Raw genomic sequence first — 18432 nt, 5'->3', positions numbered from 1 at the left:
GAGGCTAGCGCAGCGGCGCGGCGGTCTTCACGAGGATCAATCCTTCCTCACGCTCAGCCCACGTCCGTTCAGCTGCGGCCGGGAGAATGGGCACACTGCCTTTCATCTTCGCCCGGCCCCCGGCCCCGCCCCCCAGGAGACCCCATGACCCGCATCGCCCTGCTGACCCTTTCACTGTTCGCCGCCCCGCTGGCCCAGGCCCAGACGGCTCCGGCGCCGTCCACGCCCGCCCAGAGCGCCCCCGAGGCCCCCACCTACGCCTCGGCGGCCGACGCGGCCACGCAGGCCCGGGACCTCGCCGCCCGCGCCCGGCAGGCCTACCCCCGGGGCAGCGCCACCATCGATCAACCGCTGTGGAAACAGGCCGCCGCCGCCGCCGAGGCCGCCGTGAAGGCCGAGCCGCGCAACGCCGGCTACCTGCGCCTGCGCGCCGAGATCTACACTGAGGTAGGCTTCTGGCGTCAGGCGCAGCTCGGGTGGGAGGCCTATTTTCAGGTGAATCCGAAGGCCGGAGCCGAGGAGAAACGCGCCGCCGCCACCGCCCTGTACAACCTCGGGTACGCGGCCTACACGCGCAACCAGCCCTCGCCGGCCTCGGCCCTGTTCCGGCAGTGCCTGACGCTGGACCCCCAGAACGTGCTGTGCGCGAGTTGGGCGGCGCGTACGGCCCTGGAAGGCGGACAGTACACCCAGGCGCAGGAGCTGTACGCCCAGGCGCTGCGCGGCGCGCCGAACGACAAGTCACTGGCCTACTTTGCCGGGCTGGCCCAGAAGGCGGGCACCTACGGCCCCGCCGCCACGCGGGCTTTCAGCCGCGCGTATGCCGACCTGGACGCAGGCCGCAAGCCCCAGGCCCTGGCAGGCTTTCAGGAGGCGGCGCGCTCGGCCCCCAACTTCATCGAGGCGCAGCGCGAGGCCGGGCGGCTGGCTCTGGAGCTGGGTGACGCGGACGCGGCCGTGAACGCCTACCAGGGCGCGGCCGGGCTGCCGGGGGCCAGCGCTGCCGACCGCTACAACCTCGCGCTGGCGCAGGAAGGCCAGCAGTTCGGGCTGGGGGCCGTGCAGACCTTCCGCGCGGCCTATGCCAGATACGCGGCGGGCGACAAGGCCGGGGCCGAAACCGGCTTCGCGCAGGCGACAGCCCAGAACGCGAACTACGCCAAGGCCTGGGCCTGGCTGGGCCGCGTGCGCTACGAGGTCCAGAACTACGCCGGGGCAGCCGAAGCCTACGGCAACGCCGCGCGCCTGGACCCGAACGACAAGACGAGCGCGTATTACCTGCGCCTGGCCCAGCAGGGCAAGTAAGGCCGGGAAGGCGAGCGGGGCGGCTTGCTATACTGCTGGCCGCGCCGTAGCCGCGCCCTGCTCCCGCACTCGTAGCTCAGCTGGATAGAGCGGCCCCCTCCTAAGGGGCAGGCCCCGCGTTCGAATCGCGGCGAGTGCACCAAAGACAATGCCCCCGGTCACGACGCCGGGGGCCGTTCCTTTCCCCGTCTCAGCCCCGGCGGGTCACGCCGTCGGTGGTGAGGAGGGCGCCGTACAGCTCGGGCCGGCGGTCGCGGAAAAAGCCCATGCCCGCGCGGAACTTCCTCGCCTCGGCCAGATTCAGGGTGTGCAGCAGCGGCCCCTCCTCGGCATCGCCGAATTCGGCCACGATCTCCCCGGTGTAGTCGCTCACGAACGAGTGCCCGTAGTAGGTCTGCTCCAGCCCCTCCACCCGCTCGGTGCCGATGCGGTTGGCGGCGGCCACGTAGGTGCTGTTGCTCACCGCGTGCCCGGTCATGGCGCGCTGCCACATGTGGTGGCTGTTGGGCGACTCGACCTCGGCGGGCTCAGAGCCGATGGCGGTCGGGTACAGCAGGAAGTCGGCCCCCTGGAGCATCATCACGCGGGCGGTCTCGGGATACCACTGGTCCCAGCAGATGCCCACGCCCACGCGCCCGTAGCGGGTCGCCCAGACCTTGAAGCCGGTGTCGCCGGGGTTGAAGTAGTACTTCTCCTCGTAGCCGGGGCCGTCGGGGATGTGGGTCTTGCGGTAATTGCCCAGCAGCGTGCCGTCGGCGTCGATGCACACCAGCGAGTTGTAGTGCGCCTGCCCGGCCTTCTCGAAGTAGCTCAGGGGCAGCACCACGCCGAGTTCCTCGGCCAGTTTCTGGAAGCGCCCGACGAAGGGGTGGTCATCCAGCGGGTGCGCCAGCCCGAAATAGTCCTCGCGCTCGACCTGACAGAAGTACAGGTTCTCGAACAGTTCGGGCAGCAGGATCACCTGCGCGCCCTGCCGGGCGGCCTCGCGCACGTGGGCCTCGGCGCGCGAGACGTTGTCTTCGAGCTGGTCGGTGACGTGCATCTGCACGGCGGCGAACTTGACAAGGTCGGGGGTGCGGGTCATGGCCCCAGGCTAACGCGGCGGACGTGGGCGGAAGGTGGTGCGGACCAGCCGACCCGCAGGCCGTGGTCTGGGCCGTGGCCCGTGCAGTCGTCCGCGCAGTGGTCTGGGCAGAGGCGGCCCCCGGCCCGGCCACCCGCATAGATTGGGACGATGCGGCGCACCCCTGTTCCCCCCCTCCGGCTGGCCCGGCCATGAAGTACGTCTCGACGCGCGGCGCGCAGAACCTGGGCGGCTTTTGCGACGTGCTGCTGCTGGGCCTCGCGCCCGACGGCGGCCTCGCCATGCCTGGGCGCATTCCGACCTTCGGCCCGGAGCAGATCGAGGCCCTGCGCGGCCTGAGCTACCCCGAACTGGCCTACGCGGTCATGCGGCCTTTCATCGACGACATTCCCGAGACCGACCTGAAGCGGCTGCTGAACGATACCTACCGCGCCGAGGTGTTCGGCCACCCCGACATCGCCCCGCTGACCGCGCTGGGCGACTCGGGGCTGTACCTGCTGGAACTGTCCAACGGCCCCTCGCTGGCCTTCAAGGACATGGCGATGCAGTTTCTGGGGCAGGTATTCGAGTACGTGCTGGAGCGGCGCGGCGAACACCTGAACATCCTGGGGGCCACCTCGGGCGACACCGGCTCGGCCGCCGAGTACGCCATGCTGGGCAAGGCGCGCGTGAACGTGTTCATGCTCTCGCCGCACGGCCGCATGAGCGCCTTCCAGCAGGCGCAGATGTTCAGCCTGCGCGAGCCCAACATCTTCAATATCGCTGTCGAGGGCGTGTTCGACGACTGTCAGGACCTCGTGAAGGCCGTCAACGCCGACGCCGGGTTCAAGGAGCGTTACGAGATCGGAGCCGTCAACTCGATCAACTGGGCGCGGGTGCTGGCGCAGGCGGTGTACTACTTCAAGGGCTATTTCGCGCTGGGGCTGCCCGCCGGGGCCGAGGCCGACTTCTGCGTGCCCTCGGGCAACTTCGGCAACGTGTTCGCCGGGTATCTGGCGCGCAGCATGGGCCTGCCCATCGGGCAACTGGTGGTCGCCAGCAACGAGAACGACGTGCTGCACGAGTTCTTCACGACCGGCACCTACCACGTGCGGCCCGCCGCGCGCGTGGCCGTCACCTCCAGCCCCAGCATGGACATCGGCAAGGCCAGCAACTTCGAGCGCTACCTGTACCTCATCACGGGTGCCAGTCTCGGAACAGTCAGTGGCGCGCAGACCCTGGCCTGGTGGCAGGACGTCGGCGAGGGCCGCCCCGTGAACCTCGCGGGCACGCCGCACTGGGACGCCGTGCGGGCCAGCCGTTTCGTCGCCGGGCGCAGCACCCACGCCGACCGCCTGAACACGATCCGCGAGGTGGACGCCGAGTTCGGCCGCCTGATTGACCCGCATACCGCCGACGGCGTGTTCGTGGCGCGCCCGCACCGGCGCAGCGGCGTACCGATGGTCTGCCTGGAAACCGCGCTGCCCATCAAGTTCGAGGACACGGTGCGCGAAGCGGTGGGGCGTTCGCCCGAGCGCCCCACGAAATTCGGCGGCATCGAGGCGCTGGAGCGGCAGTTCACCGTGATGGACAACGACGTGGAGGCGCTGAAGGCCTTCGTGGCGGGCCGGCTGGACGACCGGCGCCGGGACGCCCAGGGCTGAGGAACACGGGGCGGTGGGCGGGTGCTACCCCCGCCGCCCCGCCGCCACCCGCACGACCAGCAGCAGCGCGAAGGCCACGAAGACCATGACCGCCGAGAGCACGAGCGCCGGCCCCAGGTCGGACTCCATCGCGGCGTAGATCGCCAGCGTGACCGTGCGCGTACGGCCCTGCAAGGAACCGGCGAAGAGGATGGTCGCGCCGAACTCGCCCAGGGCCCGCGCCCAGGTCAGGACCAGCCCCTCGAGCAGGAACGGAAAGGCCAGCGGCAGGGTCACGAAGCGGAACACCGCCCAGCCGCCCGCGCCGTCGGTGCGCGCCGCCGCCTCGACTTCCGGGTCGAAGCTGGCGAAGCCCGCCCGCGCCGTGCGCAGGTAGAACGGCGCGGAGGTAAACAGCTGTGCCAGGACCACCGCCGCCGGAGAAAAGGCGATGCCGATCCCCGCGATCTCCAGCGGCGGCCCCAGCAGCCCATTGCGCCCGAAGGCGAGCAGCAGGCCCACCCCCGCCACCACGGGCGGCAACACGATGGGCAGGTCCAGCAATGTTTCGAGCACCGCCTTGCCGGGAAAGTGCGTGCGCGCCAGCAGCCACGCGACCGGCGTGACCAATCCCACCGTGAGCAGCAGCGTGATCCCGGTCGTGAGCAGGCTGACACGCAGGGCGTCGCCCACCGCCTCGCTCGCCAGGGTCGGCAGGAACTCGGCGTTCAGGCCGCGCAGCAGCAGCGCCGCGACCGGCAGCAGCAAAAAGGCCACCAGCAGCAGGCTCAGGCCCAGGGGCAGGGCGGGCGGCACGGTCCGCCGGGCGCGCACGCCCCTAGGCGGACCGGCCCACGCGTCCGCCCGACCGGTTCCCCGACGGATGCTCACGCTGCCTGTCCATACTCCCGTTTCTCACGCGCCGCAGTATGCCCGCCCGCAGCCTCGGGGGGCTTCCAGCCTCCGCCGGTCCGGTGCGGGGGCTGGTGACGCGGCCGGGCACGACGTTGCGGGCACCACGCGGCATGGCCCCCTCCCTTACCTTACTGCGGGGCCTGAAAGCCCCACTTGCGCAGGATCTTCTGGCCGTCGGGCGAGAGGACGTAGGCGACGAAGGCCTGGGCCGCCGCCGCGTTGGTGCTGGCGCGCACCACGCCGATGGGGTAGCTCGCGCTCTGGTTGAAGCGGCTGGGCAGGGCGATCACGCGCACGGTCGCCTTCAGGGCCGGGGTCACGTCGGTCGCGTAGACCACCGCCGCGTCGGCCTCGCCCAGCCCCACCTTCAGGGCGACCTGCCGCACGTTCGGCTCCTCGGAGACCACGTTGCGCATGACGCGGGCCGAGAAGTCCTTGCCGTAGCTCCCGGACTTGTCGATGGCCGCGAGCATCCGCCGGGCGTAGTCCCCCACGGGCACCGCCTTGTCGGCGAGCACGACCTTCACGCCGGGCCGGGCGAGGTCGGCCAGCGTGGCGACGCGGCTGCCCCTGGGTGTGATGATCGCCAGCCGGTTGCGCACGAAGGGCTGGCCCGCCGCGACCAGGCCCCCGGCCACCAGCGGGTCGTACTGGGCCGCGTTGGCGCTGGCATACACGTCGGCCCGCGCGCCCTGCCCGAGCTGCGTGCGCAGCGCCTGCGACCCGGCGAACTGGAAGGTGGTCGCGTGGCCGGTCCTGGCATCGAAGGCCCGGCCCAGCTCGGTAAAGGCGTCGGTCAGGGACGCGGCGGCGAACACGGTGAGGTTGGCGGCGCTCGCCGTGCCGCCCAGCAGGAGGGCGGACAGCAGCAGGACTCTGGGTCGGAACATGGGGCCTCCGGGGCGGGGAAAGGGGCTTGGGGTCAGGCGGTACTTTTCCAGGGCTGCCCCGCGTGGGCCGGGTCGTAGCCGCCCAGCGCGCGCAGTTCGGCCTGAAAGCCCGGCTGCGCGGCCCCGAACAGCAGCGCGGCCAGGGCAGGGTGAGAGAGGTGGTCCCGGGGCACCGCGAGGTCGAAGCGCTCTCGCTGCACCGGCACGAAATCCAGCCCGTAGGCCTGCGCCGCCGAGCGTGGCCCCGGCGCAGCGTCGGCCGCGCCCGAGGCGACCCGCGCCGCCGCCGCGAGCGGGGTGGGGGCCTCGTCGCGGTAGCCGGGCAGCCGGGCGCGCCCGGTTTCGTCCAGGCCCAGCCCGGCGAGCCAGGCGTCGAGCAGGACGCGGCTGCCCGCACCGGGCCCGCGACCGGCCAGCCGCAGACCGGGGCGCAGCAGGTCGGCCACGCCGGAAATGCCGTGCGGATTGCCCGGCGCGACCATCAAGCCCTGCTCCCAGGACCAGAGGGTGAACAGCTGCGTGGGGATCTCCGGCAGCTCACGCCGCACGGCCGGCAGGTTGGACTCGCCACTGCCCGCCTCCCACAGGTGGATACCCGCCGCGTGGGCCTCGCCGCGCCCCAGGGCCCGCAGGGCGTCCAGGCTGGTGGCCGGGTGCCACAGCGCCCGGAGCGGCTGGCCCCGCGCCTCCGGCCCTCGCCCCACCTGCCGGGTCAGCAGGCCCAGCGCCGGGTCGCAACCCGCCACGACCAGGGTGTGCCGGGCCACCTCGGCCCCCGCCAGCCGTTCCACGCGCACCTCGCCGCCCGCCTCGCCGCCGGACTGCGCCACCCCGTCGGCGTCTTGCCCCAGGGCCGCCTCGCCGCGCAGGGGGTAGGCCAGCAGGCGCGGGCCCACCTGCGCGAGTTGCACGCGCAGCGGCCCGGGCGGGAAGTGGCCGCCCGCCGGAGGGCCGCACAGCACGGCACCGACCTGGGGCGCGGACAGCGTGAACAGGTCCTCGGCCAGGCAGTTCAGGGCCCGCGCGAGCCGGAAGGTGGTCAGGGTATTGGGCACATACGCGCCGGTCTCGATGGCGTGCAGCGCCTGACGGCTGACGCCGGCCTGCGCCGCCAGATCGCCGGGGCGCAGGCCGGCCGCCTCACGCCGGGCGCGCACATGCGCGGTCAGGACCGGTTCCATGGGGCCAGCCTAGAGTCGGTCCGGTGTAAAGTCAAAAAGACAGCTTGTCCGGTCAACGCGACATGAAGGACAGGCCCCAGCCAGGAGCAGGAGCCGTGCTAGCGTCAGCCATGACCGACGTGTATTTCGATTTCCTGTGCCCCTACGCCTGGCGCGGCCTCGAACTGGCGAACGTGCTGCGCGCCCTGCCCGGCGACGCGGGGGGCGAGACCTTCCGGCTGCGGCACTTCTCGCTCGCGCAGGGCAACCACCCGGACAACGCGGCGGCCAAGGGTGCGGGCGACGTGCGCTGGTGGCTGAGCGACCAGCCTCAGGGCGAGGGAGCGGCGCACCAGCAGAGCAGCCTCGACGCCTTTCTGGCGCATACGGCCGCCGCGCGCCAGGGCGAGGAACGCAGCTGGGCCTTTGCCCTCGCGCTGTTCCGCCGCCGCCATGAACACGGGCAGGCGCTCGACGAGGCCGCCATCCAGGGCGCGGCCGGGGACGCCGGGCTGGACACCGCGCAGTTCGCTGCCGACCGCCAGGACGACGGGGGCCTGCGCGCCGCGCTGCGGCGGGAACTGGAGGAGGCCGCCGACCTGGGCGTGTTCGGCACCCCGACCTTCGTGCTGGAGGACGGCGGCGCGGCCTACTACCGTTTCGAGAACCTGACCCGCGACCCGCAGACGGCGCGGGCCTGGTGGGACCTGTACCGCACGGTGCTGGACAGCGGGGCGGGCATCGCCACCATCAAGCGCGCCAGGAACCGCCCCGCGAAGAAGGCCTAGGCACGCCTGCCGGGGCCGGAAAGGGGAGCGCCCCCGGCCCGGCCCCGGCGGCGGTCCGGCTCAGGTCCCGGTGTCCCCGGCCATGCCCAGCCGCCGCGCCACCTCGCCGCGCGGCAGGGTCAGGCCGCTGCGCACGTCCATGTATTCGCGGTACAGCTCGCCGTAGCTGAACAGCAGCACCGCCATCACGCCATGGTCGCTGACCTCCAGCCCCTGCACGCGGAAACCCGCCCGCAGTTTGGGCACCAGCACGGCGGCGTTGGTGGCGTGGTGGTGGCTGCGCACGAGGTCGTAGCCTTCGGTGCGCAGGGCCTCCAGCACGGCCGGCAGCAGGCGCGAGTAGACCCCGGCCCCCCGGTGAGCGGGCAGCAGCGCCGTGTTCACCATGTAGGCGGTGCGCGCGTTCCACTGCCGCGAGTACTGCCAGCCGACCACCTCGCCCGCGTGCCCGATCAGCCAGGTGTAGCTGGGGGCGTCGAGATCGGCGCGCTCGGCCGGGTGGGGCCATTCCAGCGACACGCTCTCGTAGGCGGCCGCCTCCAGCACCGCGTACAGGTGCCAGTAGGTCTCGTACTCGACCGGGCGCAGCACGTAGCCCCCGCCCAGGTCGAGGTCGGGACCGGTGCCGGGCGGCAGGGGCAGGGCCGACGGAACCGGGACAGGGCCGGGGGGCACGGCCTCGGGCCAGCGCAGCCGCCGGGCCGCCTCCGCCGTCGCGGCCCGGAACCCGCTGCGGGCGTGCATGGCGTCGCGGTAGGGGCCGTCCAGCGCGAGCGCCAGCGTGACATTCAGGCCGCCCTCGTACAGGTTCAGGCCCTGGATGAAGAACCCGGCGCGCAGCTTGGGCACCAGGACGGCGTTGTTGGTGGCGCGGTGGCGGCTGGTCACGAGGGCGTATCCCGCCGCCCGGAAGGTGCCGAGCAGCGTGGGCAGCAGCCGGGTATACAGGCCCCGCCCCTGGTGCTCGGGCAGCAGGCCCGTGTCGGCCATGTCTACCGTGCGCTCGTCGCGCTGCTCGGCGTGGCTCCAGCCCACCAGCTCGTCGCCGGCGAAAAGGCCCCACGTGAAGGTCTCGCCCAGGGGCACCGGGGGCCGGGCGGCCCGCCCGAAGGCATACACCGAATTGCCCCCGAAGATTCGGCCTTCCAGGCGCGCGCAGGCGTCGCGGTAGGTCTCCAGCGGGATGCGGCGGGCCGTGTACCCGCCCCCCAGGTCGGTTATTCGCCCGTCCATGTGAGACCCACGGGCTGCTGCTGGGTCACGCAGTGGAAGGAGCCGCCCCCTTCGATGATCGCGCGGCTGCTCAGGCCGATCACCTCGCGCCCCGGAAAGAGCGGGCGCAGCACGTCCAGCGCGGGGCCGTCATGGGGGTCGCCGTACTGGGGCACCGCCACGAAGCCGTTGCCGATGTAGAAGTTGGCGTAGGTGGGCGGCAGCCGGCCCTCGGCGCCGTCGAGGCGGTTCGCGGGCAGCGGCAGTTCCACGACGCGCAGCGGCTCGCCCGCCGTGTCGGTCATCTCCCGTAGCGCGGCGAGGTTGCGGGCCATCACGGCGTGGTTGGGGTCGGCGGGATCGCTCTCGACGCTCGTCACGACCGTCGTCTCGTCCACGAAACGGGTGATGGTGTCAATGTGGCCGTCGGTGTGGTCGTTTTCCAGGCCGCCGTCGAGCCACAGCAGCTTCCGGATGCCCAGCGTCTCGGCCAGCAGGGCGGCGTAGCCCTCCTCGCTCAGGCCGGGGTTGCGGGTGTCGGTCAGGAAGCACGAGCGGGTGGTCAGGCCCAGGCCCAGGCCGTTGACCTCGATACCGCCGCCTTCGAGCACCTCGGGGCGGTCCCAGTGGGCCATGCCCAGGGCCTGCGCGACGTATTCGGGCACGCGGTCGTCGTGGTCCGACTCGAACTTGCCGCCCCAGGCGTTGAAGCGCCAGTTCACGAAGGCGAGATCGGCCTCCCGGCCCTCGCCGCGCCGCACGAAGATGGGGCCGTTGTCGCGCAGCCACACGTCGTCCAGCGGCACGTGGTGGTAGGCCACGTTGGCTCCGTGCAGGCGGGCGCGGGCGTCCTGCTCGCTCTCGGAATCGCGTACCAGCAGCTGCACCGGCTCGAAGCGGGCGACGGTGCGCACCAGCTCGGCGAACTCGGCGCGCACCGGCTCCAGGTGGCCGAACCACAGCTCGTCGTCGGCAGGCCAGCTCATCCAGGTGGCGGCGTGCGCGGCCCACTCGGCGGGCATCACGAAGCCCTGCGCGCGGGGGGTCGGGTCCTGGGGCAGGTAGTGGGGCACGGGCGGCGTGGTCATGCCGTCATTAGACCAGACGGGCCCGGACCCGGCAGGGGGGCGGAGAAGAACGCGCCCTCAGCGCTGACCGCGCAGGGTCAGGCGCTGCGGGCCCTGGCCCGGCCGGGTCGCCGCCGTGAGCCGCAGCGGCCCGGCCAGGGTGGCCGCCGAGACGCCGGGCAGCGTCAGGGTGTAGAGCCGCGACGAAGCCCCGCGCGTCACGAATACCCGCGCCTTCACGTTGCCGGCCACGAAACAGTAGGCGCGCGGCGGGCAGCGCGAGTCGCTGAAGCTCAGCAGCGTGACCTTCGCGGCGGGCTGGCCGGGCGTGGCCGGGACGCTGGCCGTCTGGCCCGCCACCAGCGTCAGGGTCCAGGGGGTGAGGACAGGGGCGGAGGCCGCAGCGGGCGTGCCCAGCAGCGCCGCTCCCAGCAGCGCGGAACAGAGGGTTCGGAACATGCCCCAGGTACGCGCTCCCGCCCGCAGGGGTTGCCTGGGCCGCCTAGCGCCGGAAATAGTCGCTGAGGCCCACGCGCGGGGGGCGGCCGAAGGTCGCGTCCACGAGGTGCAGCTCGCCCTGACCGATGTTCGGGCCGGCGGGCAGGGTCAGGCGCAGCAGGCGCGTGCGGGGACCGGCCTCGCCGGGGGCGGCGACGACCAGCAGGCTCGCGCTCAGCTCGCCGGCGCGGACACACTGCACGCCGGGCGGGCAGCGGCTGTCCTGCACGCGCAGCAGCGTGACCTGCCGCTCGCCGAGCTTCGCCGTCTGGCCGGGCACGAGATCCACGCGGGCCGCGCCCGCCACACAGGCCAGCAGGGCCAGCACACCACAAAAAAGGCGCATGGCCTTCAGCATGCGCCCCGGCCCTGAAGGGCAGCTGACCGGCTCAGCCCAGCAGCGCCTGACCGTCGGCGCCGCCCTGGTCGGCCAGCGCGCGGAACCCCTCGGCCTTGTGGCCCAGGCCCATCACGTCGTAACAGTCGGCCAGCCGCAGCGCGAAGAACTCGACAGCGCGGCAGTCCTCGCGGCGCTCGGCCACTTCCAGGCAGGTGCGGTAGTGAAAGACGGCGAGGTGATACTGCGCCCCGCGCGCGGCCTGCTCAGCGCGGCAGTGAATCATGCGGAGGGACACGATGTCGCTGGGGACGCTGCTTACGGCGTTCATGGGCCGCAGTGTAAGCGGCCCGGACGGCAGATGAATGAAAGGTGAATATCAATCCAGGCTCATAAAGTGCGTCTATAACGATGTTTTTAGGTTCAGGGCGAAATCGGGACGTGACATTCGTCCCAAAGCGGCCCCGGCCCTCAAAGTTTGGCGCGCACGCCCAGGGCCGGGAGGTTCACGTCGCTCAGGCGCAGCTTGATCACCGAGCCGACCGGCGCCGACGAGGTCAGCGGCAGGTCGTAGGCCAGATCGGGAATGAGCAACGTGGCCTGCGGCCCCCGGCGGTCCACCACGACGGCCTCCCACTCGCGCTCGGGCTGGGCGGCCACGAAACGCAGGGTGTGGTGGCGGCGGCTCAGGCGCTCGGCCTGGCGGGTGCCGTCGGCGTTCAGGACCGCCTGGGCGATGTGGCTGGCGAGCACCTTGCCGCCCACCGGCTCGCCCCCGGTCAGGAAGGCCCGGAGCTGCTGGTGCACCACGAGGTCGAGGTAACGGCGCATGGGGCTGGTCGCCTGCACGTACACGTCCAGGCCCATGCCGCTGTGCGGCCCCGGCGAGGGCTGGAAGCGGGTCCGCGACAGGGTGCGCCGCCGCGCCCACTGCGCCCCCAGGCCGTCGCCACGCACGGTGGTCCGGGGCGGGTCCTGGGTGGCGAAGGGCAGCGGAATGCCGTTGTCGTCGGCGAAGATGGCGGCCCCCCAGCCGGCCAGGGTCATGCACTCCTGCACCACGAAACGCATGGGCGGCTTGGGCAGCGGCGTGACCTGCGCGCCGGCCTCGTCGGCCTTCACGCGGACCTCGGGCAGGTCGATGGTCAGCGCGCCCTCGGCCTCGCGCAGCGCCTGACTCGCGCGGGCCAGTTCGGCCAGGGCCACGAAGGCCGGATCGCCCCCCTCCAGCCGCCGCTGCGCCTCGCCGTAGGTCAGGCGGGTGACGCGCACGGTGGTCAGGACCACGTCCACCGCCTCGGCGTTGCCCTCGGCGTCGAGGTCCAGCGAGATCGAGAGCGCGGGCGAGGTGGGGGCCAGCCCGAGGCCCGCCTGCTCGACCAGGGCGTCGGGCAGCATCCCGATGGTCTGGTCGGGCAGGTACAGCGTCGCGCCGCGCGACCGGGCCTCGAGGTCCAGCGGGCTGTCGGGCGGCACGAGCGCGGCCACGTCGGCCACGTGGACCCACAGCCGGGTCAGGCCGCCTTCTAGGGTCTCGGTACATACCGCGTCGTCGGGGTCGCGGTTGCCCTCGTCGTCGATGGCGAAGGCCTCCAGGTGCGTCAGGTCGAGGCGGTCCTCGGCGGGAAAGGGCGGGACCGGCAGCGTGCTGGGCGTGGTGGCGGCGCGCAGGCGATCGGCGTAGGGCGTGCGCGCCTCGCTCCACAGGCCCAGACGCAGCAGCAGGGCGTGGGCGGCCTCGGGGGTCTCGCTCAGGCCCAGGTCGCGCATCACGCGGCTCTTGTCCTGCCGGCCGCGCGCCAGCAGCTCGACTTCGGTGCGCTGCGCGGCGCCCAGTTCGGGAGAAGTGGTCATCACTTCAGCATATCGGGGGAAAGCAGGCCGAACTGAGTAGAAACTGGGACTTATCATTCTGTCCCTCCGGTTCCGCCTTGAGATAGATATATCTGGAAAATCTATCTGAATAGAAACTCAAGATTGACATTTTTTGAGTTTTGTGTTTCTATTCTCTCAAAGGAGAAGAGCATGAATGAACAGGCAGCCGAGGATTTCCGCTCGCAGGTGCAACGTCTGGTGGCCGATGGCAAACTCACCCCCGAGGAGGCGCGGGGCCTCCTGGCCGATCTGGAGACGCCGGACACCGCAGCCTCTCCCTCCGGGAGTTCCGCAGAGCCGCCCCGGACGGAGCCCGACCCCTCTCCCCACGCGGCGCCGGACTCGCCCGACCTCACCCTGCGGATCAGCGGCTACACGCTGACGGTGGTCCACGATGAGGGCGTGTCCGCGCCCCAACTCAGCGCCAACCACGAGGGCGAACTGCGCCTGAGCGGCGGCCCCGGCGGCTGGACCGTCGAGCGGGCGCGCAAGGGCCACGACGCCCGGCACTGGCCGCCCCTCCAGGCGATCCTGAGCCTGCCCTTCTCGCCCCGGCAGGTCCACGCGCGGGTCGAGGGCGGCAACCTGACGCTGCCCGACCTGCGCGGCGACCTGCACGCCGAGGTCAGCGGGGGCAGCGTGCGCCTGGGCCGCGCCCTGGGCCTGCGCGCCGAGGTGAACGGCGGCAACCTGACGGCCGGCGAGCTTGAGGGCCACAGCGAACTGCGCGTGAACGGCGGCAACATCACCGTGAACGGCGCGCGCAGCCTGAACGCCAGCGTGAACGGAGGCAACCTGACCTGGACGGGCGAACTGCGCGGCGGCGACCACCGCACCGAGCTGAACGCCGGCAATGTCAGCCTGCACCTGCGCGGCGCGAGCAGCCTGCGCCTGGAGGCCAACGTGACCTTGGGGGCGCTGCGTACCGACTTCCCGACCCAGAAGAGCGGCGGCTTCATGGCCTCGCGCTACGCCGGGCAGCTCGGCGACGGCGCGGCCCGCCTGGTCTGCCAGGTCACGGCCGGGCAGCTCTCGGTGACCTCGGAGGAGGGGCGATGAAAGACAAGATCCGGCGCATCCTGGACCTCGTGCGCGGCGGCAAGCTGTCGCTCGACGACGCCTCGCCGCTGCTCGTGGCCCTCAGCCCCCGGCTGGCGCTGTCCCCGAGCGACCATGAGTTCATCGCCTCGCTGCTGGGCCGCCCCGAACTCGACAGCGCGCAGGTCGCCGAACACCTGATGCTGCTGCGCGGCGTGCGCGAGGGGACGACCACGCCGCCCAGGCCACCCCAGGCGCCGCCTTTCAGCGGTTCCCTCGGCGATCCCTTCGGCGCCCGCTTCGGCGAGAACATGGAGAGCCTGATGGGCCGCGTGACCCGGCAGGTCGAGCAGGCCGTGACCGAGCGCCTGGGGGCGGCGGGCCGCGAGCGGGCGCCCGAGGACCGGCCGCGCCTGCTGGTCATCTCAGTCGAGTCGGCGGGCGGCGACGAGTACAGCGCCAACCTGCCCCTGAACCTCGCCCCGCACCTCGACAAGCTGATTCCGCCGCATGGCCGCGAGGCCCTGGCGAGCGCGGGCCTGAGTATCGAGGCCCTGCAACTGCTCATCGAGGCGGGGCCGCCCCCGGGGCAGCTCATCAGCGCCGAGGACAGCGGCGGCAACAGCGTGCAGATCTCCATCAAGTGAGGCCCCGGCCTGCCCCGCGCCCGAAGTCCATACAGTAACGCCATGCCCCGCCCCCTGCCCCTGCCCTTTCCCGACGAGACCGAAGCGCCGCTGGTCACCGAACTGCGTTTCCCGACGAGTGGCGTGACGGTGAGCGGCGTCTTCGAACTCAACGAATTCGCCGTCCTGACCAGCGACAACCTGGACTTCCTGCGGCTGTACATCCGCGTGCGCGGCAACCTCAAGGAGGTCGAGCGGGTGCTGGGCGTGAGCTACCCGACCGTGCGCGCCCGCTTCGATACCCTGCTGCGCGCCATCGGCTACGAGCCGGAGGCGGCCGATCCCCAGGGCGCCGTGCTCGACCAGCTCGAACGCGGCGAGCTGACCCCCGACGAGGCCGCGCGCAAGCTGCGGCGCTGAGCACCTGGGCCCGGTCGCCGGTCCTCAATCCGCGAGCGTATCCAGGTCGTCCCAGACCATCCGCACCTCGCGCAGCGCGCCGTCCTGTTTTTCGCCGGCCTCGCGCGCGCCCTGGCGGACATACCAGTCCCGCGTGGGGTTGCTGTCCAGCACCCACAGGGCCAGGTTGCGCGCGCCGCCGGCCCGCAGCGCCCCCGCGACCCCGCGCAGCAGCGCCCGGCCGGTCCCCTGACCCTGCGCGGCCCGCAGGCTGTACAGGGTATGCAGTTCGGCGTCGTAGCCGGGGTGGTCCTGCGGCGCGCCGCCCGAGGCGAAGGCCACGACCTGCCCCCCCTCTATTGCCACCTGTACGGGGTCCGGCCGGGCCGCCAGGGCGCTCCACATCACTCGGCGCCGCTCCAGGGCCGCGCTGTCCGTCATGCCGTCCAGAAGGTCGTCGGGGATCAGGCCCCGGTACGTCTCGCGCCAGCTCTGCACATGCACGCGGGCGATGGCGTCGGCGTCGGCGGGCGCGGCGGCGCGGATCAGGGGCGTCATGCCCCAGGGTAGGGGAGAGGGGCCCGGGCGGCAATGCGCCAGATGACGCAGCGCCCAGTCCAGCTTGCCCGGCCTACTGGCTCTGTTCGATGTACTGCTTGAGGGCGTCGAGCCGCACGATGATGGGCGTGCGGGCCCGCACGATGGCCCCGTCCTTCTTCAGTCGGCTGAGGCTGTGGCTCACCGTCTCGCGGGTCGCGCCGACCATCCGGGCGATGTCTTCCTGGTTGAGCTTGAGGTTCAGCTCGACGCCCTGGTTGTGGGGGCGCCCAAACTCGCGCGCCAGCCGGTACAGCAGGCTGGCGACACGCTCGGGGGCGCTGTAGGCGCTGACCGTGGCGGTCCAGGCCTGGGCCTCGAACAGCCGCGCGGCCATCAGCCGGATGAGCTTCATGGCGAGGTCGGGCTTGGTCGCCAGCAGCTTTTGCAGCTCGCCGCGCGGAAGCACGATCAACGTGGTGCGTTCCAGCGCCTCGGCCTGGGTGGGGCGGCGCTCCTCGGGTTGCAGCAGCAGTTCCCCGAAGGTGTCGTGCTGCCCGATGACCCCCAGGATCGCTTCCTTGCCGTTGGGAAACAGCTTGCTGATCTTGACCAGCCCGCTGCGCACGAAATACAGCGCGTCGGCGGGGTCGTCCATACGGTAGATGACCTCGCCCGGCTGATAGGAGCGGTAGGGCGTGGTCGCCGCGACACGCTCCAGTTCGGTCAGCTCAAGGTCGGCGAAGAGTTCCGTCCGCTTGAGATGCCAAACCAGGCTGGGGTAGTTCATGACTCCAGTCAGAATACTCGAAATTGGACGCCGACGACCGCCGCGCCTGGGCGCCGGGTCGGAGGGCTCTCAAGTGAGGGGACCGGGGGTCCACCTGACTGCCTGTACATTATGTCACATCGGTGGACCGGTTGTCAGCTCAAACGTGACATCCCAGGGCGCCGCCCGAGGTGCGGGCGCGGTTCGGGACCTGACGGGCGGCGCGGCGGCGTGCCCACGCCGGGAGATGACATTCCTCCCGAAAAGTTTTAGACTCGGTTCAACTCAGTTAACTGTGCCGGCCGGGGGCAGACTCCTGGACCGGCGGACTCCAAGGAGGAGACACCATGCCGACCTACAAGGCCCCCCTGCGCGACATGAAATTCATCATGGAAGAGCTGCTCGGCGCCCCCGCCCAGCTCGCCCAGATGCCGTTCTACGCCCAGAACGACACCGCCGACGCCGACCTCATGGAGCAGGTGCTGGCCGAGGCCGCGCGCTTCGTCGAAACCGAACTCGTGCCCCTGAACGCCGTGGGCGACAAGGAAGGCTGCGTGCGTCACGATGACGGCGAAGTCACCACCCCCACCGGCTTCAAGGCTGCCTACGACAAGTACCGCGCGGCGGGCTGGACCGCGCTGGACGCCGACCCCACCTACGGCGGCCAGGGCATGCCCCACCTCATCAGCAACGCGCTCGTCGAGATGATGAACAGCGCCAACGTGGCCTGGAGCATGTACCCCGGCCTCTCGCACGGGGCCTACAGCGCCCTGCACGCGGTCGGCAGCGACGAACTGAAGAACCTCTACCTGCCCAAGATCGTCTCGGGCGAGTGGACCGGCACGATGTGCCTCACCGAGCCGCACGCGGGCACCGACCTGGGCATCATCCGCACCAAGGCGACCGACAACGGCGACGGCACCTACGCCGTGAGCGGCACCAAGATCTTCATCTCGGCGGGCGAGCACGACCTCGCCGAGAACATCGTGCACCTCGTGCTGGCGCGCCTGGAAGGCAGCCCCCAGGGCACGAAGGGCATCTCGCTGTTCCTGGTGCCCAAGTACGTGCCCGACGCCCAGGGCCGACCCGGCGAGCGCAACGGCGTGGTGTGCGGCAGCCTGGAGCACAAGATGGGCATCCACGGCAACGCGACCGCCGTGCTGAACTTCGACGGCGCCAAAGGCTGGCTGGTCGGCGAGGTCAACAAGGGCATGAACCACATGTTCATCATGATGAACGCCGCCCGCCTGGGCACCGGTCTCCAGGGCCTGGGGCTGGGCGAGGTCGCCTACCAGAACGCCCTGGCCTACGCCAAGGACCGCACCCAGATGCGCCACGAGCCGCGCGTGAACCCCGGCGAGTCGGCCGACCCGATCATCGTGCATCCCGACGTGCGCCGCATGCTGCTGACCGGCAAGGCCTACAGCGAGGCGGGCCGCGCCCTGGCGATGTGGCTGGCCCTGAGTCTGGACACCGAGCACCACCACCCCGACGAAGCGGCGCGCAAGGAGGCGGGCGACCTCGTGGCGCTCCTGACGCCTATCGCCAAGGCCTTCATGACCGACAACGGCTTCGATGTCGCGGTGCAGAGCCAGCAGGTCTTCGGCGGGCACGGCTACATCGCCGAGTGGGGCATGGAGCAGTTCGTGCGCGACGCCCGCATCGGGCAGATCTACGAGGGCACCAACGGCATCCAGGCGCTCGACCTCCTGGGCCGCAAGGTCCTGATGGACGGCGGCAAGAAGCTCCAGAAGCTCGCGGGCACCCTCCAGGAATTCGTGGAGGAGAACGAAGGCGACGAGTCCATCGGCGACTACGTGAACCAGCTCGGCAAGGCAGCCCAGCAGCTCGGCAGCCTGACCATGGTCATCGGCCAGAAGGCAATGGGCGAGGGCGGGGCCGACGAGGTCAATGCCGCCGCCGTGGACTACCTGCGCTACTTCGGGCACGTCGTGTACGGCTACCTGTGGGCCCGCATGGCCAAGATCGCCCAGGAGAAGATCGACGCCGGACAGGACAAGGACGGCTTCTACCTGAGCAAGGTCCAGACCGCCCGGTTCTATTTCGCCAAGCTGTTCCCCGAGACCAAGGCCCTCGCCACGACCATCAAGGCCGGCGGCGAGACCCTGGCCGTGGACGACCGCGCGGTCTTCGGCTGGGAAGGGCGGCTGGCGACGGCCTGAGCCTCCGCAGGTCCAGAGGCCCCCGCCCGGCGCGTCCCGCCGTGGCGGGGGCCTTTGCCGAGGACGCGGGGCGTGCCGGAGCCGACCGGGCCCGGACAATGGCGCGCAGTTGCCCGGCGATCCGCGC

19 protein-coding genes and 1 tRNA gene are annotated in these 18432 nt (G+C 71.6%); 8 read left to right on the top strand and 12 right to left on the bottom strand.

From position 1 onward, the window contains the following. Nucleotides 1-144: 144 nt before the first annotated feature. A complete protein-coding gene (locus DGO_RS00180) occupies nt 145-1305 on the top strand; it encodes a tetratricopeptide repeat protein (protein WP_014683446.1) in 1161 nt (386 codons plus the stop codon). A gap of 65 nt (nt 1306-1370) precedes the next feature. Beyond that, nucleotides 1371-1447, top strand: a tRNA-Arg gene (locus DGO_RS00175). Between the two features lie 48 nt (nt 1448-1495). On the opposite strand, the gene aguB is transcribed toward DGO_RS00175, so the two are convergent. Continuing rightward, nucleotides 1496-2389, bottom strand: coding sequence for an N-carbamoylputrescine amidase (aguB, locus tag DGO_RS00170; RefSeq protein WP_014683445.1), 894 nt, complete (start codon nt 2387-2389; stop codon nt 1496-1498). Nucleotides 2390-2580: 191 nt separating this feature from the next. Between aguB and thrC the strand changes: the two genes are divergently transcribed. After that, complete coding sequence (gene thrC / locus DGO_RS00165) at nt 2581-4032, top strand: threonine synthase (protein ID WP_014683444.1); 1452 nt, start codon at nt 2581-2583, stop codon at nt 4030-4032. Nucleotides 4033-4056: 24 nt separating this feature from the next. Here the strand turns inward: thrC and DGO_RS00160 are convergent, their stop codons facing one another. The 3 genes from DGO_RS00160 to DGO_RS00150 all read right to left on the bottom strand — a co-directional run bounded on the left by DGO_RS00160 (nt 4057) and on the right by DGO_RS00150 (nt 6997). Then, on the bottom strand, nt 4057-4845 hold the full coding sequence (locus tag DGO_RS00160; RefSeq protein WP_226991397.1) for an ABC transporter permease: 789 nt from the start codon (nt 4843-4845) through the stop codon (nt 4057-4059). Between the two features lie 209 nt (nt 4846-5054). Beyond that, nucleotides 5055-5816 (bottom strand): molybdate ABC transporter substrate-binding protein, encoded by a 762-nt coding sequence (modA, locus tag DGO_RS00155; RefSeq protein WP_014683442.1) that lies wholly within the window; start codon nt 5814-5816, stop codon nt 5055-5057. Between the two features lie 32 nt (nt 5817-5848). After that, nucleotides 5849-6997 carry a substrate-binding domain-containing protein gene (locus tag DGO_RS00150; protein ID WP_014683441.1) on the bottom strand — a complete coding sequence of 383 codons (1149 nt, stop codon included), beginning with the start codon at nt 6995-6997 and terminating at the stop codon, nt 5849-5851. Nucleotides 6998-7107: 110 nt separating this feature from the next. On the opposite strand from DGO_RS00150, the gene DGO_RS00145 reads away from it, so the two are divergent. After that, nucleotides 7108-7764, top strand: a complete 657-nt coding sequence (locus DGO_RS00145; RefSeq protein ID WP_043800309.1) for a DsbA family oxidoreductase — start codon at nt 7108-7110, stop codon at nt 7762-7764. 60 nt (nt 7765-7824) lie between these two features. Here the strand turns inward: DGO_RS00145 and DGO_RS00140 are convergent, their stop codons facing one another. The 6 genes from DGO_RS00140 to DGO_RS00115 form a co-directional block, all read right to left on the bottom strand. Beyond that, nucleotides 7825-8997: a GNAT family N-acetyltransferase gene (locus tag DGO_RS00140; RefSeq protein WP_014683439.1), complete on the bottom strand. Its 1173-nt coding sequence runs from the start codon at nt 8995-8997 to the stop codon at nt 7825-7827. Continuing rightward, on the bottom strand, nt 8982-9998 hold the full coding sequence (locus DGO_RS00135; protein ID WP_014683438.1) for an agmatine deiminase family protein: 1017 nt from the start codon (nt 9996-9998) through the stop codon (nt 8982-8984). Before DGO_RS00135 ends, DGO_RS00140 begins: the two co-directional genes overlap by 16 nt. A 123-nt stretch (nt 9999-10121) precedes the next feature. Continuing rightward, nucleotides 10122-10502: a hypothetical protein gene (locus DGO_RS00130; RefSeq protein WP_014683437.1), complete on the bottom strand. Its 381-nt coding sequence runs from the start codon at nt 10500-10502 to the stop codon at nt 10122-10124. A gap of 43 nt (nt 10503-10545) precedes the next feature. Continuing rightward, nucleotides 10546-10887, bottom strand: coding sequence for a hypothetical protein (locus DGO_RS00125; RefSeq protein WP_043802779.1), 342 nt, complete (start codon nt 10885-10887; stop codon nt 10546-10548). Between the two features lie 43 nt (nt 10888-10930). Continuing rightward, complete coding sequence (locus DGO_RS00120) at nt 10931-11209, bottom strand: hypothetical protein (RefSeq protein WP_014683435.1); 279 nt, start codon at nt 11207-11209, stop codon at nt 10931-10933. A gap of 140 nt (nt 11210-11349) precedes the next feature. After that, nucleotides 11350-12732, bottom strand: a complete 1383-nt coding sequence (locus tag DGO_RS00115; RefSeq protein ID WP_043800304.1) for an RNB domain-containing ribonuclease — start codon at nt 12730-12732, stop codon at nt 11350-11352. A 171-nt stretch (nt 12733-12903) separates the two neighbouring features. Here DGO_RS00115 and DGO_RS00110 point away from each other — a divergent pair, with 171 nt between their 5' ends. Genes DGO_RS00110 through DGO_RS00100 form a run of 3 tightly spaced genes read left to right on the top strand, consistent with a single transcriptional unit; the run spans nt 12904 to nt 14837 of the window. Continuing rightward, nucleotides 12904-13812, top strand: a complete 909-nt coding sequence (locus DGO_RS00110; protein WP_014683433.1) for a DUF4097 family beta strand repeat-containing protein — start codon at nt 12904-12906, stop codon at nt 13810-13812. After that, nucleotides 13809-14438 (top strand): hypothetical protein, encoded by a 630-nt coding sequence (locus DGO_RS00105; protein WP_014683432.1) that lies wholly within the window; start codon nt 13809-13811, stop codon nt 14436-14438. Before DGO_RS00110 ends, DGO_RS00105 begins: the two co-directional genes overlap by 4 nt. Before the next feature lie 42 nt (nt 14439-14480). Then, nucleotides 14481-14837 carry a DUF2089 domain-containing protein gene (locus DGO_RS00100; protein WP_043800300.1) on the top strand — a complete coding sequence of 119 codons (357 nt, stop codon included), beginning with the start codon at nt 14481-14483 and terminating at the stop codon, nt 14835-14837. A gap of 24 nt (nt 14838-14861) precedes the next feature. On the opposite strand, the gene DGO_RS00095 is transcribed toward DGO_RS00100, so the two are convergent. After that, complete coding sequence (locus DGO_RS00095; protein ID WP_043800297.1) at nt 14862-15374, bottom strand: GNAT family N-acetyltransferase; 513 nt, start codon at nt 15372-15374, stop codon at nt 14862-14864. A 73-nt stretch (nt 15375-15447) separates the two neighbouring features. Further along, nucleotides 15448-16143 carry a Crp/Fnr family transcriptional regulator gene (locus DGO_RS00090; RefSeq protein ID WP_014683429.1) on the bottom strand — a complete coding sequence of 232 codons (696 nt, stop codon included), beginning with the start codon at nt 16141-16143 and terminating at the stop codon, nt 15448-15450. Between the two features lie 326 nt (nt 16144-16469). Between DGO_RS00090 and DGO_RS00085 the strand changes: the two genes are divergently transcribed. Further along, entirely contained in the window at nt 16470-18305 is a 1836-nt protein-coding gene (locus DGO_RS00085; protein ID WP_014683428.1) for an acyl-CoA dehydrogenase C-terminal domain-containing protein, read from the top strand. Nucleotides 18306-18432: the final 127 nt, after the last annotated feature.

It is taken from the genome of Deinococcus gobiensis I-0 (assembly GCF_000252445.1).
GTDB lineage: Bacteria > Deinococcota > Deinococci > Deinococcales > Deinococcaceae > Deinococcus > Deinococcus gobiensis.
Note: the sequence above shows the minus strand (reverse complement) of the source record. Positions and strands in the feature narration are given on the sequence as shown.

Coding starts and splice junctions, on each gene's coding strand:
- DGO_RS00145 (WP_043800309.1), top strand. CDS start 7,108: ATGACCGACGTGTATTTCGATTTCCTGTGCCCCTACGCCTGGCGCGGC.
- DGO_RS00150 (WP_014683441.1), bottom strand. CDS start 6,997: ATGGAACCGGTCCTGACCGCGCATGTGCGCGCCCGGCGTGAGGCGGCC.
- DGO_RS00100 (WP_043800300.1), top strand. CDS start 14,481: ATGCCCCGCCCCCTGCCCCTGCCCTTTCCCGACGAGACCGAAGCGCCG.
- DGO_RS00085 (WP_014683428.1), top strand. CDS start 16,470: ATGCCGACCTACAAGGCCCCCCTGCGCGACATGAAATTCATCATGGAA.
- DGO_RS00110 (WP_014683433.1), top strand. CDS start 12,904: ATGAATGAACAGGCAGCCGAGGATTTCCGCTCGCAGGTGCAACGTCTG.
- DGO_RS00125 (WP_043802779.1), bottom strand. CDS start 10,887: ATGCGCCTTTTTTGTGGTGTGCTGGCCCTGCTGGCCTGTGTGGCGGGC.
- DGO_RS00115 (WP_043800304.1), bottom strand. CDS start 12,732: ATGACCACTTCTCCCGAACTGGGCGCCGCGCAGCGCACCGAAGTCGAG.
- modA (WP_014683442.1), bottom strand. CDS start 5,816: ATGTTCCGACCCAGAGTCCTGCTGCTGTCCGCCCTCCTGCTGGGCGGC.
- DGO_RS00140 (WP_014683439.1), bottom strand. CDS start 8,997: ATGGACGGGCGAATAACCGACCTGGGGGGCGGGTACACGGCCCGCCGC.
- DGO_RS00120 (WP_014683435.1), bottom strand. CDS start 11,209: ATGAACGCCGTAAGCAGCGTCCCCAGCGACATCGTGTCCCTCCGCATG.
- DGO_RS00105 (WP_014683432.1), top strand. CDS start 13,809: ATGAAAGACAAGATCCGGCGCATCCTGGACCTCGTGCGCGGCGGCAAG.
- DGO_RS00135 (WP_014683438.1), bottom strand. CDS start 9,998: ATGCCCGCCGAGTGGGCCGCGCACGCCGCCACCTGGATGAGCTGGCCT.
- DGO_RS00095 (WP_043800297.1), bottom strand. CDS start 15,374: ATGACGCCCCTGATCCGCGCCGCCGCGCCCGCCGACGCCGACGCCATC.
- aguB (WP_014683445.1), bottom strand. CDS start 2,389: ATGACCCGCACCCCCGACCTTGTCAAGTTCGCCGCCGTGCAGATGCAC.
- DGO_RS00130 (WP_014683437.1), bottom strand. CDS start 10,502: ATGTTCCGAACCCTCTGTTCCGCGCTGCTGGGAGCGGCGCTGCTGGGC.
- thrC (WP_014683444.1), top strand. CDS start 2,581: ATGAAGTACGTCTCGACGCGCGGCGCGCAGAACCTGGGCGGCTTTTGC.
- DGO_RS00090 (WP_014683429.1), bottom strand. CDS start 16,143: ATGAACTACCCCAGCCTGGTTTGGCATCTCAAGCGGACGGAACTCTTC.
- DGO_RS00180 (WP_014683446.1), top strand. CDS start 145: ATGACCCGCATCGCCCTGCTGACCCTTTCACTGTTCGCCGCCCCGCTG.